Origin of the sequence: Eudoraea sp. (assembly GCF_039969275.1) — a bacterium.
Lineage (GTDB): Bacteria > Bacteroidota > Bacteroidia > Flavobacteriales > Flavobacteriaceae > Eudoraea.
In genome coordinates this window covers 540,712-558,786 of record NZ_JBDVOC010000003.1, presented here as the reverse complement: position 1 = coordinate 558,786, position 18,075 = coordinate 540,712, and the positions used below count along the sequence as shown (strand labels likewise).

General features: G+C 36.4%; 13 protein-coding genes. 2 read left to right on the top strand and 11 right to left on the bottom strand.

What is annotated here, in order from left to right; genetic code table 11:
• Window positions 1-274: 274 nt before the first annotated feature.
• Window positions 275-1,027 carry a type 1 glutamine amidotransferase domain-containing protein gene (locus ABJH90_RS03405; protein WP_348142475.1) on the bottom strand — a complete coding sequence of 251 codons (753 nt, stop codon included), beginning with the start codon at window positions 1,025-1,027 and terminating at the stop codon, window positions 275-277.
• A 388-nt stretch (window positions 1,028-1,415) separates the two neighbouring features.
• Here ABJH90_RS03405 and ABJH90_RS03400 point away from each other — a divergent pair, with 388 nt between their 5' ends.
• Entirely contained in the window at window positions 1,416-3,146 is a 1,731-nt protein-coding gene (locus tag ABJH90_RS03400) for a hypothetical protein (protein ID WP_348142472.1), read from the top strand.
• A 13-nt stretch (window positions 3,147-3,159) separates the two neighbouring features.
• Window positions 3,160-4,533 (top strand): D-arabinono-1,4-lactone oxidase, encoded by a 1,374-nt coding sequence (locus tag ABJH90_RS03395; protein WP_348142469.1) that lies wholly within the window; start codon window positions 3,160-3,162, stop codon window positions 4,531-4,533.
• Here ABJH90_RS03395 and ABJH90_RS03390 read toward each other — a convergent pair.
• From ABJH90_RS03390 to ABJH90_RS03345, 10 genes are all read right to left on the bottom strand, one after another.
• Window positions 4,530-4,727, bottom strand: coding sequence for a hypothetical protein (locus ABJH90_RS03390; RefSeq protein WP_348142466.1), 198 nt, complete (start codon window positions 4,725-4,727; stop codon window positions 4,530-4,532). The genes ABJH90_RS03395 and ABJH90_RS03390 overlap by 4 nt on opposite strands.
• A gap of 260 nt (window positions 4,728-4,987) precedes the next feature.
• Window positions 4,988-6,337, bottom strand: a complete 1,350-nt coding sequence (locus tag ABJH90_RS03385) for a saccharopine dehydrogenase C-terminal domain-containing protein (RefSeq protein ID WP_348142463.1) — start codon at window positions 6,335-6,337, stop codon at window positions 4,988-4,990.
• 352 nt (window positions 6,338-6,689) lie between these two features.
• A complete protein-coding gene (locus ABJH90_RS03380; RefSeq protein WP_348142460.1) occupies window positions 6,690-9,026 on the bottom strand; it encodes a DPP IV N-terminal domain-containing protein in 2,337 nt (778 codons plus the stop codon).
• A 263-nt stretch (window positions 9,027-9,289) separates the two neighbouring features.
• Window positions 9,290-9,979, bottom strand: coding sequence for a DUF2490 domain-containing protein (locus tag ABJH90_RS03375; RefSeq protein WP_348142457.1), 690 nt, complete (start codon window positions 9,977-9,979; stop codon window positions 9,290-9,292).
• Window positions 9,980-10,379: 400 nt separating this feature from the next.
• Complete coding sequence (locus tag ABJH90_RS03370; RefSeq protein ID WP_348142454.1) at window positions 10,380-11,954, bottom strand: tetratricopeptide repeat protein; 1,575 nt, start codon at window positions 11,952-11,954, stop codon at window positions 10,380-10,382.
• Window positions 11,955-12,291: 337 nt separating this feature from the next.
• Entirely contained in the window at window positions 12,292-14,547 is a 2,256-nt protein-coding gene (locus ABJH90_RS03365; RefSeq protein WP_348142451.1) for a tetratricopeptide repeat protein, read from the bottom strand.
• A gap of 373 nt (window positions 14,548-14,920) precedes the next feature.
• Entirely contained in the window at window positions 14,921-15,640 is a 720-nt protein-coding gene (locus ABJH90_RS03360; RefSeq protein WP_348142448.1) for a DUF6090 family protein, read from the bottom strand.
• Between the two features lie 460 nt (window positions 15,641-16,100).
• Entirely contained in the window at window positions 16,101-16,301 is a 201-nt protein-coding gene (locus ABJH90_RS03355; protein WP_348142445.1) for a hypothetical protein, read from the bottom strand.
• Window positions 16,291-16,701: a carboxymuconolactone decarboxylase family protein gene (locus ABJH90_RS03350; RefSeq protein WP_348142443.1), complete on the bottom strand. Its 411-nt coding sequence runs from the start codon at window positions 16,699-16,701 to the stop codon at window positions 16,291-16,293. Before ABJH90_RS03350 ends, ABJH90_RS03355 begins: the two co-directional genes overlap by 11 nt.
• Before the next feature lie 559 nt (window positions 16,702-17,260).
• The gene (locus ABJH90_RS03345) at window positions 17,261-18,073 is read right to left on the bottom strand and encodes a DUF6090 family protein (protein WP_348142440.1); all 813 of its coding nucleotides are present in this window, start codon (window positions 18,071-18,073) and stop codon (window positions 17,261-17,263) included.
• Window positions 18,074-18,075 lie beyond the last annotated feature (2 nt).

Sequence of the window (18,075 nt, the reverse complement as noted above, 5' to 3'; positions counted from 1 at the left end):
GGTGGTTACCATTTAAGTTAAGCCCTTCAATATGGATACCTTAATGGGGAAGGCTGGTAGGGAAAAGGCACGAGCTTGACATTCGCGCCAGCGGGGGTTGTTCTTTTAGGAGGCTAAATAGATAACGGTTTGTATGAAGTAAGTTGTGTTTCTTAAACATTAAATTTAGCAAATACAAACTCAACTAGTAAATCCAGAACTGCCTTGCTTTTGGGCGTAAGAGGGTTTTCGTAAGCAGGCTTGCATTAGCAATTAATTTTATACTGTGATAGCATTAGTTTTCTATTTGTTTAATCATTTCTTTTGCAACTATTGCCGAAGAGGGTAGAAACATGGTCGACACGATTCTCTGGTCAATTACTACATCGTGTTTATCATTCAAATCAGTTTTGGATTGAAATATTCCGCCATTTGCCCTCAATTGATTTTCCAACATTACTGGTAATAAAGTTCCTTCTTTAGCCCAGGTTTTAGTAATCTCGGTTGAATTTGGAAAACCAGTCACTTTCTTCCCTTTTACCATGTACTCACCACTACTAAGTTTGACATTTGCAAAAGCACCAGGTCCGTGTCCACAACCTCCAACTATTCCTCCATTTTCGTAAATATTAGCTATAACTGATAATAAATTTTTGTTATTGGCCACATCGAATAATGAGCCATATCCACCACCAATAAAAACGGCTTTATAGCTTTTATAATCTACCATGTCTGGTGTAAGTGAATTTTCAACATTATCGCTAAAATTCTCATATTTTATGGTATAACTGCTAATTCCAAGAGGATCCATTGAGAAAGGAACCTTTCCGCCAGTTGGCGAAACAAAATCAACTTTATATCCGTGAGAAACAAAAATATGGTATGGAGGTGCTACTTCCCAGAGATTGTTGCCGGCAAAGTGTTTTTCCGGGTCGCCCATGTCCTCTGTGTTTGATACGATAATTAATATCCTACCCTTTTCAGTATTATTATTTACACAAGAGTTAAGATTTAGAAATAAGAGAGATAATAACAGTAAATTTTTCATTTGCTTTTTGCTTGAAGTTTCTGTTATGGATAGATAATTAATAAATAAAAATGTTACAGTTTAAATGTTGGTTTAAGAGATGGTTTATAAATTAATGCAACAATGGGATATAGTACTTCATGAACTCCCTCTTATGTAAACTAAGATAATATATCTTAATGACACCTAAAGATTTTTGTGAATCCAAATTATGTGGCATATTTTGTTTTAAAAGCGCACATTATAAAGGGTTACAGATGTCGCGTTTGTCGGCGGGGGTAAGTTACCCTTAAACGGGGGAGATCCCTTTGGCACATTAGGGCCTTGTTCAAAGATGATAAGGGAATTATTCAAAAAAAGCCTGATACTAAGGACTATGCTTTCCAACATATAAGCCAAATCAATTTAAATGGGAAAGAGTTTTATAGGAGAAACAGGAATTTATATATTTAGAAATTACAAATACAAAACCAATATGAAATATTTCACTTTAATGGCTCTCATCTCATTCCTGTTTGTAAGCTGTTCACCAAAAAAGGAAGAGTCACCCTCACAAACAGAATACACCAGTAATAAATATGAGGCTTTGGCAAGTCTGTTTAGTAAATGGAGGTCATTTGAAAACCCACCTGAATTGAATGGCGTACCAGATTATACACTGTCTGCTTTTGAGAAAAGACAACCCCAGTTTAATACGTTAAGAGCTGAACTGCTGGCTATAGATACTACTTCATGGTCTGTCCAACAACAAGTTGATTGGATGATAGTATGGGCCGAAATGAATGGCTATGATTTCAATTATCGAGTTCTTAAGCCCTGGGAACGAGATCCGGCTTTTTATAAGTCTGTTTGGACCTATAAAAGTGATGTTCCGGCCCATGAAGGCCCCACCCACCATGGAACTACAGAATTATGGACCTACAGTTATCCTTTATCCGAAAGTGAGCGAACACGCCTTATAAAAGATCTTAAGGTAATCCCCGGTTTAAATGAACAGGCTAGAAAGAATTTGACCGGTAATGCCAAAGATTTGTGGATTACGGGTATTAGAGAACTCCAGGAACAAAGTAAGGTCCTAAAAAAGTTTAAGGAAAAAGAAGAAATAAAAGCTGATAAAGAAATAGTATCGGTCATAGACCAGGCCATTGCTTCTACAGATAATTTCGTATTGTGGTTAAAGGAACAATCGGGTTTTAAAACCGGACCTTCAGGTATTGGAAAGGAAAATTACACATGGTACCTTCAAAATGTACACCTTGTTCCTTTGACGTGGGAGGATGAGGTCATGATTTTGAAAAGAGAGCTGGCAAGGGCCTGGACTTCCTTAAAATTGGAAGAACATAAGAATAGAGATTTACCGGCATTAGAAGATGCTAACTCACCGGAAGCTTACCAGAAGTTGGCAGATGATGCAGCGAATAGCCTAATCAGCTTTTTAAGTGAGCAGGAAATAGTAACTGTAAAGCCATATTTTGAGCCTGCCTTACGCGAACATCTTGGTGAATATGTTCCCAGGGAGAAACGAAACTTTTTCCTAATAGGAGAACATTATGACCCCAGGCCTTTGTATTCACATTTTTATCATTGGTTTGAATTAGCCAGGATGGAGTTTGAACCTCATAAAAGTGAAATACGTCGCGGTCCATTGTTATATAATATTTTTGATTCCAGAAATGAGGGTACAGCTACCGCCGTTGAAGAAATCTTTATGCAAGCCGGCCTTTATGATGATAGTCCCAGGGCCAGGGAAATCGTGTATATTATGATCGCGCAGAGGGCTGCAAGAGGTTTGGGGTCATTGTACGCGCACGCCAATGAAATGACGATGGAAGAGGCCGGGGGAATACACTCGGAGTATACGCCCAGGGGATGGATGAAAACGGAAAAGGAGTTACTTATTTTTGAACAGCATCTGTACCTTCGGCAACCAGGATACGGCAGCAGTTATATTACAGGAAAGTATCTTTTGGAAAACGCCATGGCGGCCTATGCCAAACACTTGGAAGAGGAGGAAAAACCATTTATACTTAAAGACTTTTTTGATAAGTTAAATAGTATTGGAAATATACCTATCTCCTTAGGACATTGGGAAATGACAGGCTCTAATGAGAATTTAGAATTAATTATTGAACTGAAATAATTACGGCATAATCATGAAAAGAAAAGACTTCATAAGAACAACTGCCACTTTTGCCACCGCAACAGCCTTAGTACCTTTATCCTCTTGCAAATCGGACAAGGAAAAAGTGATAAAAGAAACAAAACCTTTAGTATTGCGCAAGAACTGGGCTGGGAATTATGTTTATAAGGCTAAAAACCTCTATGAGCCCAATTCGGTACAAGAACTACAAGGGCTCATTAAAAGGCTTCAGGCACAGAAGGCCTTAGGTTCTTGTCATTGCTTTAACAATATTGCTGATAGTCCCTTAAACCAGATTTCTACGAAGAACCTGAAGGGAGTGATAGGAATTGATAAGGAATCAATGACGGTCACGGTTGGGGCAGGAACAAAATATGGAGATTTTGCACCTGAACTCTATGAAAGGGGTTATGCGGTTCATAATTTAGCATCCCTGCCGCACATCTCGGTAGCCGGGGCCTGTGCTACGGCAACCCATGGTTCGGGCGTAGGTAATGGAAACCTGGCAACCGCCGTTAGTGGACTTGAATTGGTGTCCGGAAATGGAGATATTATTAGGTTAAGCAGGGAAGAGGACGAAAACATGCTGCATGCAGCCGTTGTTAATCTTGGGGCTCTTGGCATCATAACAAAAGTTACTTTGGATATGGAGAAGACTTTTGAGGTGCGTCAGGATGTTTTTCAAAATCTACCTCTTGAATCCTTAAAAGAGAATTTTGATGCCATACTCTCCGGGGGTTATTCTGTAAGCCTGTTTACAGATTGGCAAGACAACTTAATAAGTCAGGTTTGGGTGAAAAGGAAGGTTGATGACCGGATAGAAGAATTAGGGAATGATTATTTTGGAGCCAAAGCTGCAGAGCGTAATTTACATCCTATTACCAAACTTTCTTCAGAGAATTGCACGGAACAGATGGGTGTTCCAGGTCCATGGTATGACAGGTTACCACATTTTAAAATGGGATTTACCCCTAGTAGTGGGGAAGAGTTGCAATCTGAATTTTTTGTACCAAAAGAAAAAGCATTAGCGGCCATTTTGGCTTTGGAAAAAAGACGAGAGGAAATTTATCCTCAATTGATGATTACAGAAATCAGGACCATAGCAGCTGACAATTTATGGATGAGTCCGTGTTACCAACAGGATTGTGTTGCCATACATTTCACCTGGAAGCAAAACCCGAAAGAAGTTGGGGAATTGATTACTATGATTGAAAAGGAACTGGAACCCTTTCAATACCGCCCGCATTGGGGGAAACTTTTTTCAATATCCCCATCCATATTGGCTTCGAGATATGAAAAACTACCTGAATTCATTGCGCTGTGTAAAAAATTGGACCCTGAAGGTAAATTTAAAAACGATTATTTGAATTTGAATATCTATTCTTAATCAGTAATTCTAATCTTGCCCACTTTCTTGGTTCCTCCTACAAACAAGGCCTCCTCGCCATTTCCATTAGGACGGTGTACAGTCCCAATTGCTGTAACCCATGGTAGCCAAATCACATTCTTGTCCTCAATTGTAATGTCTTTGTTCCGGGAAGGTAAATTAATTGGGTCGCTCTGTGCTCCATAAAAATGCACACAATGATAGACGCTTGCCCTGGCGGGGGGATAACAAATTCCTATAAATTATTGGCGTACCCACTCTTTTGGAATTTGGTCCCGATAGCTATCGGGATGTATTTTGGAATTTAATTAAAAAGTAGTTGTAGGGATAGATGAAAATCACAAATAACAAATCGCAATAGTAATTAATTGTCCTAATCTATAATCAGGATTTTCCATTTAAAAAACTTCCTGGAAGCTTTTAATAGCAGATGATAAGCAGCTACACATCCCCATTATTTATAATGCGAATGCTCAATCTTATTATCTTGCGAGGTGTAAGCAATGCCTAGTTCCGTCAGCTCATCCAGGATAGGATCATAAACTTCTTTGGTCCATGGAAACAACACACCACGGCTTTTAATTTCTCCGTTAAGGATTAACTTTGCACCAATTGCCGCAGGCAATCCTACAGTACGAGAGATGGCGGTATGCCTATAGTCCATGCCTCTTGTTACCAAATAAGATATATGTTCAAATAATTCACCTTTGAGTTTGTATTCTATCCTCTCGTAAAAAACCAGCATATCCGTGTCGCCATGTTTAAATTTCAGCTTATCCATCAGTAAATCCAATAATATTTCGGCAGGCGTTCCATTTATCCGCTTAATTGGTCTGTCAGACAGAAGTTCTGTCCAAAGCAATTGTTCATGCAGTTCTCCACCTCTTTCTATATGCAAGATGTCTGCAAGTCTATTTTCAAGACTTGTATCATCATCTGGTAAATACGATGCAACCCACTGGCGGTACGTCATGTTTTCACTGCCTTCAATATGATAGTTGTTGGCCGTTAACCCTAATTGTATAAAAAACTTCCATCCTTCGCAAAAACCAGGATAACGCAATGTTGCCCTAATAAATGTTGGAATGTCATCAAGCTTGTATTTTTTTCTATAGACTACGGAATCGCGATTTTCGTACGCTTCAAACTCTCTGAAACCAGGGATACTTATAACTTTTGGATTTGTAAATAAACGATGATAGGGAATACAACGAAAATTACCTTTTTTGTAATAACAAGCTCCAGCACTACCTGCCGTGATTACGTTAATTGGGCTCCAGGTAAACTTATAGCCCCATGGGTTATCATTACTTTCAGGGGCAACCAAACTTCCGCAATATGATGTAAATGCCAATAGCTTCCCTCCCTTTTTCCTGATTTTATCTATAGAACGCATTCCGTTCATATGATCAATACCCGGATCAGCTCCTAATTCATTTAGAAATATGAGGCCTTTTTCTTTTGCTTCTTCATGCATATCTATCATTTCCTGACTGGCATATGAAGCCGTTACCACATGTGCATTATATTGAAGTGCAATTTTTGCCGCAGCAGCATGCATTCCAGGAGGCAACAACGAGATTACGATGTCTGCATCCCTAATATAACGCTCCATAATTGTATCATCATAGCAATCAAAGTATACCGCTTTCCCCCTTGGATGACCACCAATTTTCATTTTTGCGGTTTCTACTAAAATATCACCTACCGTTACATGCCAGTTGTATTCTTCGGCATGCTCAAGCATGTACGAAATCAGATCGGTAGCCGACATTCCTGCACCACAGATTAACACATTTTTCATAGAGTTATCAATAAAACATACTATTAGAATTAGGCTAATAAGATAAGAACAAGCGTGTGTTTAACAACTAGATATAATTATTATCTATAATTTTTTATATAGACTAAGATACTATAACTAATAGCATACCTACAATGCGTTTAAAAATAAGACCACCAGATTAGATTGATTCACGGATGTAATCGTGGTTGGACATAGTGAACATTAGCGTCCATGGCTATGAGCAGTACGAAGCAATAGAGTAGTATTACTTCATAGTTTTTGCTGGGGGTTGTAATTTTCACTAAGATCTGCTTTTATTTACAAAGTTTTAGGTCTATAATTGGGCAATGAACTTATTTTTTTGGCCCGATCAGAATTTACGACCAGTTATTTGATAAATATTGGCGAAATCCTCATCTCTCACATAAATCATTGTGTTTCCATCAGGAGACCAGGCACAATTGTGCGCATGCCATTTCCCTTCCCCATTGGTCAGTTGAATAGGTTTCCCTATAGGAGTTGGAAATTCTGTTTCTTGTGATGGACGTTTTAGAGGAAGCAAATAAACGTCCATATTCCAATGGCCGGGACCATGGATAAAACCAACTCCAGTGCCATCTGCCTTGACAAATATTTCCGTCAAACGTTCTTTATACAATACTGTATCCTTAGCTGTCTTCAAATTGCGTATCCTTAATTCTGATTTTTCTGACCTGGATTTAGCAATTTTGTTGTATACCACCATATCACTTCCCTGGTACCAGTCAAAACTATGAATGTTTTCAATCACAACTTTTTGGTTTTCTCCATCTTTATCAACAGTCCATAGAGAACGGCCTTTATCACTATGGGCCAGGTAGCCAATAGATTTCCCATCTGGTGACCAACGGACATTCATAGCATAATCATAAATAAAATTGGGCAACCCGATGGGTTCTTTGGTTAACCGCACTGTTTTCCTGTTTTCCAGGTTAAGCTTCATAAGTATCCATTCACCATTCCGCTGGGAAAGAAACACAATTTCCTTACCGTCTGGTGACCAGTCTGGCTTGATGTCTAATCCCTTGTGATCTGTTAATTTAATTTCTTGGTTAGAAGATAAATCGAACATCCATATTTCATAATTGCCTGTTCGAGCCGATTGATAAACCAATTTTTCTCCATCAGGAGAAATTCTCGGATGAAAATTATACCCATTATAAAAAGTCATTTGGGTTGCTTCAATTTCATTCATATTCAATAAAAACAAATCGGTAGTGTGGGTAAAATTATGATAGGAAAGGACGCTTTTTCTGTTCACTACCGGACCTAATTTGGAAATTTCACCAAAGGTCAGCTGTTCTAACTTACCTGAAGAAATCGACATTTGCCATATTTGTGGAGCCCCATTCCTGTTGGATGAAAAGATAACGATATCGGGATTTGTAGCCCAGGTTGGCTGACTATTGGGGAATTCATCTTCCAGCAATGGCATCTCCTTCCCTCCCTTAGAAACGAGCCAAAGATTACCATTTCTCATAAATACAATTTGCTGGTCATCGAAAGATCGTGATCCCGATAGGTCAATTCCACCTGGTTCAGGAAAAGTCAGCTGCTTTTCATCGCCAGACAAAAGATCAGCTTCCCAAAGACTAATTTCACCTGATTTACTCAATTTGGGAAAAATGATTCTGTTTCCATCAGATGACCAGGGCATAGCACCCATTGCTAAAAGGGATTCCCCAAAATTTTCTATGGAGTGCAAATTAGTTTCAGCTATTTTTCTTTCTGGACCTCCAGTGGAGGGTCGCCAAAAGAGATCGAATCCAGAACCTCGATCTGATAAATAACTAATTTTTGATCCGTCCGGTGACCATCGCGGTAAAGTTTCGTCAGTAGGTTCATTCGTGAGGGATATACTATTCCCTCCTTCTTTTGATTCAAATTGGATATTAACATTTTCACCATTATGCATGGCATAAGCGAACATGTTTCCGCCTGGCGACCATGTAACATCCATTTTTAATACATTCCGGGTAGTAGTAAGGGGTTTTTCGCTGCCTATTGAAGTCTTTGTTAAATCAGATTTTCTTGAGGATGTAAAATACCAGGTGACAAGGATAATAATAAGAAGCAAGGAAATAATACCAATTGCATTGCGCAATTTTGCACGCTTTAGCATAACATCTATGGGATGCGTACCACCAAATCCAGCATATTCAATCGAGTACATTGCAATTGGGGTATCTATATTCTTTAACTTCCTGGTTCCAATGTATTTACTTTCAATTTCCGGTTTGTTTCTTATGTCAGCATGTACTCGCTCTGAAACGCATATACAATTGGGATTTGCAACATTTTGTATTCTAGCGGCGATATTTACGCCATCCCCAAATACATCTTCATCCTGGAATACTACATCACCAACATGAATCCCGATCCGCAACCTTAGGTTGGATATGTCCTTAACTGATTGTTGAAGTTCGACAGCACAGGTAACTGCATCATAGGCACTTTGGAAACTGCCTAAAATGGCGTCGCCTATATCTTTTAATAAAACACCTTTGTTTTTTAGAATAAGCTCCCTGTGTATTTTCTTATTTTTTTCGCGAAGTTCCAATCCCTTTTGCTCATCCTTTCCGATCAACGAGGAATATCCTACAATATCGCTGAACATGATAGCTGAAAGCTTGCGCTGCTTGCTCTGATGTTTAGTGGGTTTGTTCATTTGAATCTAATATCATTCTTTAGAATTCTGCCATAAGTTAATTTAATCTTTCCTTTTAGTAAAATATGTCAAGGTTTTATATGTAACCTTTTATTGACCACCAACGACCTTAATAAAATGCGTTTTATCTTTTGTTCGCAGCTTCCCTTTTAAAGTTGAAACTAAAACCACTTCAACATTACATAAAAAACTTAATAGACTTCCAAAAAAGAAATATGTACATTACACAATATTTTATGCCTTTTTTTACTTCTTATGAAAAGTTATCCTCGATCAAAAAAATAAAGTTTTTGAGTTACAAAGAACTGCAGTCGATGCAAATTATCTTTATCTGGTTGAGAAATATACATGTAGCCAAATTGAAAATTAGTGCTTTTAGAAAATTGATAACCCAGCATGCAATAAGCTCTATTCTGGGACATATCGAACTTAGGCTTCGTGTTAATCATTAATTCATTACCAACAGTTGCAAACCAAACACCTTTCGTGATCACATCTTTTGTTATGGGAATCCCTAGCTGTAAGCGATACCTGGTCCGTTGCTTACCGCTTTCGTCCAAAAAGCGGAATTCATATCTGTACCTATGTTGAAACGAAACACGATCTATTTTGTGAGATAGTATCCCTTGAAGCGTGGTTCTATATTCTTCAGTTCTTATTTTATTTTCTGATATTGTTTCATAAGACCAAGAGGTATGGTATTCTTGACTAATCCCTAATTGTAAGCTCTTATTGAGATTAAAATTAAAAAAAGGTCTGATAAAAAAAGACTGTATGTTGTTCGCAGGTTCCCAAGTTCTAATTTGAGTCTCTGCAAACAATTCAAATTTAGGAGAGAAATTAAAAAAACCATTATAGACATACCAGGAACCTAATTTTTCACCTTCCTGAGACATCCCTTTTGTTAAACAACTCAATAATAAAAAGATAACAAGGTATAAACGTTTATGCATACAACGAGTTTTTCAAAAAATTCAAACTGTTTAATCTAATTTATCAGCACAACCTACCACTATTGGAAATATTAAAAAAAGGGATGATAGATTTTTTATATCGTTTTTTTATTTTTTTCAGTTATTGAATTGCGAAAATATTTTTTTTCTCAATAATATCGTAGCGTATTCGTCTAAAAAATTTTTAAGCATAAATGCGGCGTACAATCTCAAAATAATTTCTCTAGCGTTAAACCAAATATCAAGGTCTTGCTGTAATTAAGGCTGATTTAATTAATAATTAAATGGGTCCCCACACTAATGAATGAGCCCTAGATTGAACTTCTTGTTGGTTAACTTCATTTCCCCTTCATAAAATTGACTAAGACTAAAAACCCTATACGAACTTATTTTAAACTAGTTATTTGCCTTGTATTAGTTCAATGAAATCTGGCTCCTTTTTTAAGCTATATAAATCTGGGTCATGTTTAATATATTCAAAATTTTCAAACCCATTATCTATTGCTTTCTTTAGATTTTCAATTGATGATTTTTTATCACCTGTTAATGCATAAAAACATGCAGCATTATAAATAATAATCAGGTCATTTGGGTTTATCTCAATCCCTTTACGCATTTCTACTTTAGCTTCTTTTCTTCGACCCAATCTTTCTAAGGTGAAAGCATAAAATTGGTGCGCACGGGCGTCCTCAGGGTTATGCAACAAATAGTCGGGGTAAAATAATGCCGCCCGTTGAATAGTTTTCTGTAGATTTTCTTTGTCTTCTAATTTTTCATAGGACATCTGCAGATCACCATAAGCCGAATGGAAATTACCATTAAGTTCTAACACTTTATTAAAATCAATGACCGCTTCAGAATCTCTGTCCTTCATTCTATAAAGTCGACCTCTAATCCAATAGGCAAAAAAATTGTCAGGGTCAAATGAAATTGCCTTTTGAACAGCTATCAATGCTTCGTCGAGTGAATTTTTATTGTAATAAACCAGACCAAGAGCGCTATAGGCTTCAGATGATCCAGAATCATAGATGAGTGCTTTTAAAGCTGTTTCCTCGGCCTTTTCAAGCCATATTAATTTTTTATCATGAGTTTCATATAACAAAGCATAGGCCTCACTCATACCGGCATATGCAGTAGCATATTTTGAGTCAATATCAACTGCTTTTTGAAATAGATCTATAGACAAGAGTATATAGCTCTCTGTATATCGAAACAAAAACTCGCGAGCTCTTAAGTTAGCATCAAATGCGTCGCTATTCGTCGTTGCTCTTTTACTAAGTGCCACTTTTTCTTTAGGACTCAACCTTAGTTGCAATGACTTTACGATCCGCTTAGATACCTTTTCCTGAATTTCAAATACATCAGTCATTTTTCCACTGTAGATCTCAGCCCAAAGTTCAGAATCCTTTTCCACATCAATTAACTCTGTTGATATTCTTAAATCACTATTGCGTTTGCGGACTGTACCTTGCAAAAGGTATCTTGCTTTTAATTCGCGGCCCAATAAGCCAATTTCCAAATCTGAATTTTTATAACGCATGGAAGTACTTCGCGAAGCAATCTCAAGTTTCTTGATTTTGGACAAACGAATAATGATTTCTTCTGTTAGTCCATCACTAAAATAATCACTGCCATTTTCCGAACTGACGTTGCGAAAAGGTAACACTGCCAGTTTTTTACTGTTTTTATTGAACTCATGGTTTGATTTTGGTGATACCGATGTCACCTCTTCAACATTTTTAGTTTTCTTGATTCCTTTTGGGGACAAATCATATACCCAAGCAAAAATTAGACTGATCGGAAAGCCTATTATCAAGACAAAAATCAAGGTTTTCATGATATATGGTGGTGCATCAAAATTTGAAAGAACAAGATCTGCCACCTGAGCAATTACCCATCCCACTACTAAATAGGCTATTGCAGGTTTAAATACATTACGTCTTTTGAGTTCTGATATGTATTTTTTTAGATTCATGGATCACTCTAAGATAATCATTTATACCGTAGATAATAGGAGATGAAATGAATTGCTTTAAATGCAATTTTTTTTACCCGCATTGTGGAAAGCAACAGAAGTAGTGGTGGTTGGGATAGCTTAAGCAATAAATCACAAATAACAGATCACAAATTCCAATTTTTTTTTGGGTTTTGGTCCCGATAGCTCCTTCTCCATAGTATTACGAAGGTGAAACTATCTGGATATCGTTTGGAATTTATTTAGGGAGGGGGTGGTCGTGTTAACTTAATTGTTAGACTCCTACATTATAGAGCGTGACATAAGTTTAGGAATTATGTTTTGATGAAAAAGGCTATTATGGGTTTCCAAAATAGGTATGTATTAATTCTTTGTAGCGAACCTCCTCATGTAATAATTGTATATCAGGATGGAGTTTTATCCATACCAGGTTTTTATAGCCATTCTCAAGTGCTTTTTCCAAATAGTCAAGGGCTTCACTTTTTCGGTCCAGAACTGCCAATAATTGAGCAAATTCAAAGTAAATCGGCACATTCAGTTCTAATGCTTTTTTTCCTATTTCCCAACCAGCAGCTTTATCTCCAAGTCGCGTACGTACTATGCCATTATAAATAAATGATTTTGGATCATCCGAATTTTCATCCAGCCAGGTTTCTGCTATTTTTCTATATTCAAGAAAATGATTCCTGGCGGATTCACTCTGACCGATTAAATTTAAATTAACACCCAGGTCATAGTGGGAAGAAGATTCTTGAGGATTTTTCCGTAGGATTGTCTCCAAAACGTCAATAGCTTTATCAAACTTTCCCTGAAGCCGATAGACATGTGCCAATCTGTATTGATTCATCAAAAAGTTTGGATCTAGACTACCCGCTTTAAGATAAGCCTCCTCTGCTTTTACAAAATCATTTTTACCGACATAAGCGGAGCCGAGATAAAAATGACCCCAGGGATTATCCGGGGCAAATTTAATCATGCGATTAGACCATGTTAGGGCAGAATCTATTTGAGCTAAATACTCCAGATATATCCAGCTTATACCACTATTGGTAAGCATCATATATGGATTAATCTGAAGTGTAGTTTTATATTCATCCAAAGCCTTATCATACTGACCCTGTTTTTGAAAATACCATCCCAGGTTATTGTGAGCGGCAGGATCATCGGGATATAGTCCAAGACGTTTTTCCGTATATTCGATACCCTTGTCCAGGTCGTTTTCAACATTTACGGCGTAAAAAGCAAGAATGCCAAATTTTTCCCTATCGGTAAGATTATTTATTGATACAATAGCTTTATCCAACCATTTGCGCCCCTCGTTTCGATCAAATTTTTCAAAGAGCAAATTTCCCAAGGAAGCTTTCGCCGAGGTAAAATTACTATCAAGACGAATTGCATTCTCATAATGCATTTTTGCCTTTTTAAAGTCCAGGCGCAGATGACTTTCAATTCCCAGTGAATACTGTTTAAGTGCTCCTAATGAAGAAGTAGTAACTTTCTTAAGAGGTTTACTCTGGTTTAAGATCCTAAAACTTGATTCTCCAAGGCTACGCCGGATCTTTCTACTTAACTGATCTAATTTTTCAATAATCTCATCCTGGTTTTCGGCATAAAGGACTTCAGACTTTAGGTTATTCGCTGTTTGGGCTTCGAGGATTTTAGCTGTAAGAATATACTGGGTGCCCACCCTGCTTATAGTGGGAACGACATAAATCTCAATTCCTTCACGAATTGCAATTTCCCTACCGGTCTCTTCGTCAATATTCGTACTATTTTCCTTTTCCATTCGCTTTAAAGTCTCAATCATTCGCTGCCTGGTTATTACATTTAAATATCGAGATTGATTGATACTAAGAATAAATGCTGTATTCAGGGAGTGGTCTAAAATTGTTTCATCGGTAAGATTTTCAAAATCCGATATCACAATCCAATCCCGCTCGGTAAAGGGAATAGTTGTGCTGCCATAAATAATAAAAATAGTGATGACGACCGTGATGGCTATTATGATTATGGGTATTGTCTTAAGTAGCCTGACAATGATAGGCTTCCGTTGATTATTTTTATTTACTGAATACTTGGCTGATCCCCAAGTAGCAGGAACTTCTTCGCAATTGACATTATATATTTTAATTGGTTCATCTACGTTTTTAAAGAACTTCTCTTCAATAAATTGTGTTTTTATATCGGTTTTATTTTTGACATCCCGGTAAACAGATCCCGTAATTGAAATACTCCCTACTTCAGCAGTTGACTGTAAACGGGAGGCAATATTTACGCCATCGCCAAATACATCTGATCCTTCAAATATTACTTCACCTTCATGGATGCCAATTCTTAAAGGAATATTCTTTTCTCTACATGCAACCTGAATTTCAATGGCACAGCGTACTGCATCAGAGCCAAGATCAAAACTGATCAACATCCCATCGCCCATTTCCTTGATAAGCGCACCATTATATTTCTCTAGTAAGTGGGTATGTATATCACGGTTGTTCTGGAGCATCTCAAATGCACGTTCCTCATCTGATCCCATCAAGGCAGTATAGCCTACAATGTCAGTAAACATGATTGCTACCAGGCGATGTTGTTGCATGTGTTGATATCGTTGTATTTACGAATCATTTTCATGACCGTAGAATTAGAATTCTAATCCAATCTAAAACTTAGGCAACCCTATTGACTTGGGCAATGATTTTAATCAGGTATTTGGGTAAGTTCTCGAGACCTTTATTAGACCACCACATTAGACAGAGTAACAGAAGTGGTGTGGTTGGGATAAAATAAGCACCAAATTACAAGTACCAAATTCCAAATATCAAATTCCAAATAGTTATAGATAGATCCTATTTTTTTGGATTTTGAGTTTTGAAGTTTGAAATTTTCACTAAAAGATAGTTGGTCTTTCTTAGCCCAGGCCGGAGCAGGGAAATTGGTGTTTATTAGTTATAAGAGTTTTGAGCCTATTGTTATTTTCTTTCTAATTCTTCATCAATTTTAACTATTAAAGAAGTTGCTTTCTTTTTTGTCATTTCAGCAAATTGAATCGAATTTTTTCTAGTTACCATTTTCAAACCCATCAAGTTTTTAAATTCATTATTGTTTTTTAGGCCTTTGAAGTTAATTGGTTTGGCAATTTCAGTGTTGATATATTGAATATTCTTTACAACAAAGGGTAAAACTAAAGTTTGATATAATTCCCATTCTGCGTTAAATTCATCAACGACAAATGGAAAAGTTTGCTCATAAATTTCAGTAATAGATTTCTTTATTGTATCATTTTGAATGATGTCTAATCCTTTTGATTTAAGAGTTTCATAAGCTGTATAGGTAAAATTAGGTTCTGACCAATAACTTATATAACTAAATGCAGAATCTAATGAATTAGTATAAGGTAGGTCTTCTTTAATGTGACTTAGGATTTTCTCGTAATTGGTTACTGTTTTTTTGTTATACGAGATGTTAATTTCTAAATTTTCGACGGAGGCAACCAAATTTTCTCGGATATCATGTAAAAGTTCATTTTCTAAATTTCTCAAATTCCTGTTTGTATTCCAATTATTTATACTTAATGCTATTAAAATTCCAATTACAACTAATAAAATTTCTCCAATAGCATAGAGTAGGTATTTACTGAACTTGTTTTCGGATAAAAGTCGTTGTCTAATATGTCTGAAAAACTTAATCATAGTTTTTTTGCTTTAAGGCCAGCGCACCACCTGGCTTCTCGTTAGCAAAGGTCTACCAGACCTTTGCTTTCCGCTCGGCCCTCTAAAGAAGTTGATCAAGTGAAGTATTGGTTGGCGGTTACTTCACCAAGTTACTGAATTATCTTTTATAGCTTTATACTAAATAAGCAAGGACTAAATTATAGAACCTCACATTAGATAGATTAACAAATGTGGTAGTAGTTGTCTCTAATGAAGGCTAACGGAAAGTATGTAAGGCGTTTTAATGCATTAGTTACATTGTAAACCCTAATAATGTAAAAATTTGTAAGCAAGGTAATTAGAATACCACTAAAAAAACAGATGTCAGATTTTTTCTGACATCTGTCTACAAATTTTCACAATGAAACATCTCTTTCTTCTTTTGAGCTATGGAATACAGGGTTAAAAGAAACCTTTTCAACTTTCGAATGGGTCTTAATCAGGAAGGTGATTGGCTATGCAGCATTTTTGTTGCGTTGTCATAGTTATTCAATAATTGTTTAAGATTATTGGTAGCTTCAGAAGTTAATTCGCCTTTTGCTCCTTCAGCAATCCATCTGGCCGATGATATTAAGGTTGCTAATTCATATCCCGTCAATGTAATCTGAAAAATGTTTCTTTGCTCTTTTTTAATTTGCATGGGTTAATTGTTTAGTTTCCAGAAAATTACCAATTTGAGTAAACTCATTGGCAAACTCGTCATAATCTGTTCTCATGCCGTTTAGATAAACACTCCAACCAACACTCATCTTAGCAAAATGAACAGCTTCCTGTATTTCTTCTTCGGTAGCACCAAATAGTTTTGCTGCTTCCGTGTGAAATAAGGTACAATAAGCACACTTAGTCTCCGCATGAATTGCGACGCCCATAAGCTCTTTGTACTTATTTGGGATTAAGGTTTCCCCCAATTCAAGTGATTTGAACAATTGCCATTCGTAATCAAGATATTGGTCGGGAATACTTTTAAAGAAACCAGGCACCAGTCCTAATGTTTCTTTTATTTCCACCTCTACCTCGTTACGATTTCTTGTTGTAATCATAGTTAATGGTATTTAATTAATCCTGCTTTTAACTATTAACTTAAGTAAGAGAGGATGATACCTTACAAAAGTAAATTATCTTTCAGTGGTCTATTTGGTAAGTATATTCTGGTTATTTAATTTCAGAATAGCGGGTTGGCTGGCGGTTAAAATTTAATTTACTAATAACAACTAAAGGTACTTCGTGTTATTATAAAATCGTGTATTGTTTGTAGGTGAAAAGACTAAAAAATTCTGTTTTTAAAAGAGAAAACGCAGCCTAAAAGACACCGGTTCCTGAACAAGGTTTTTTATAAATTTCTGTTTCACTTTAAAGTGAGACAGAAGTTACGTATTTGCCATTTGAATTACAATATTTTAACATTTTAGTTATTAACAATTATGGCGGTGTTGATAGCTTAAGTTTCAAATTACATCCTGATAGCTCCTTCTCCATAGTATTACGAAGGTGAAACTATAGGGATTACCGGGATGAACGCTGAAGGACAGCGTTTTAAATAAAAGGGTATGACTTGTATTCGTTTCAGCCTTTACTTTTAGGCCGATTAGCAACTGTTTTTCAATTCAAATATGTTGCTTTTAACAGCTTAATTATTTCTTTGGCATTTTTGGTTAATCTAGGTAACTCTACATCTATTCTTATTCTTAAGTACATCAGTAAAATGTTATAGTTATTACCCATTTCTTGAATTACTGCTATATCTCTGGTTATTATTCCTAAATTAATTGCTTGCGCTTCTAAATATACTCTTGATTTAAATAAACTAGGGTCCCTTTCCTTATTATTAGGGACAAAATTTTCACTTATTTCATAAAAATTGGGATAGTTATGATTTACAACGGATAACGATAAAGCTGTGGCTTTTTCAAATTGAGTTCTGTCATTAATAAAATCATCATCCAAATGGAATGTGAAGGCATCATATTCAGAAATCATTTTGGAAAGAGAGTCGTTTTGTATCAACCCTAAACTCCCTGAGTTTTTAAGTTCTGTAATGGTTGTTCTACTCCATACGTATGGTCTGTGAGGTTTATTGAGCGTATAAAATAACATCACTAGATTATCGAAATCTGCTATTTTGCGATTTTGAATATATATGTTTAAGCTGTCTATTCTGTCTACAATTTCTTCATTTTGCCCTATGATTTGATTTGCCATCGCTATATCGCGTTCCAGGTCTTGGATAAGTGAAATGGTATATTCCTTAATCTTGGATTGTTCATTTTCTTTTTGATTCCAATTATTGATCTGAAGTGCAATCAAAATTCCGATGACAACCAAAACAATCTCTCCAATGGCGTACATTAGATATTTGGGCACCTTATTTTCAGAAAGAAGTTGCTGACGGATTTTACGAAAGAATTTTATCATTT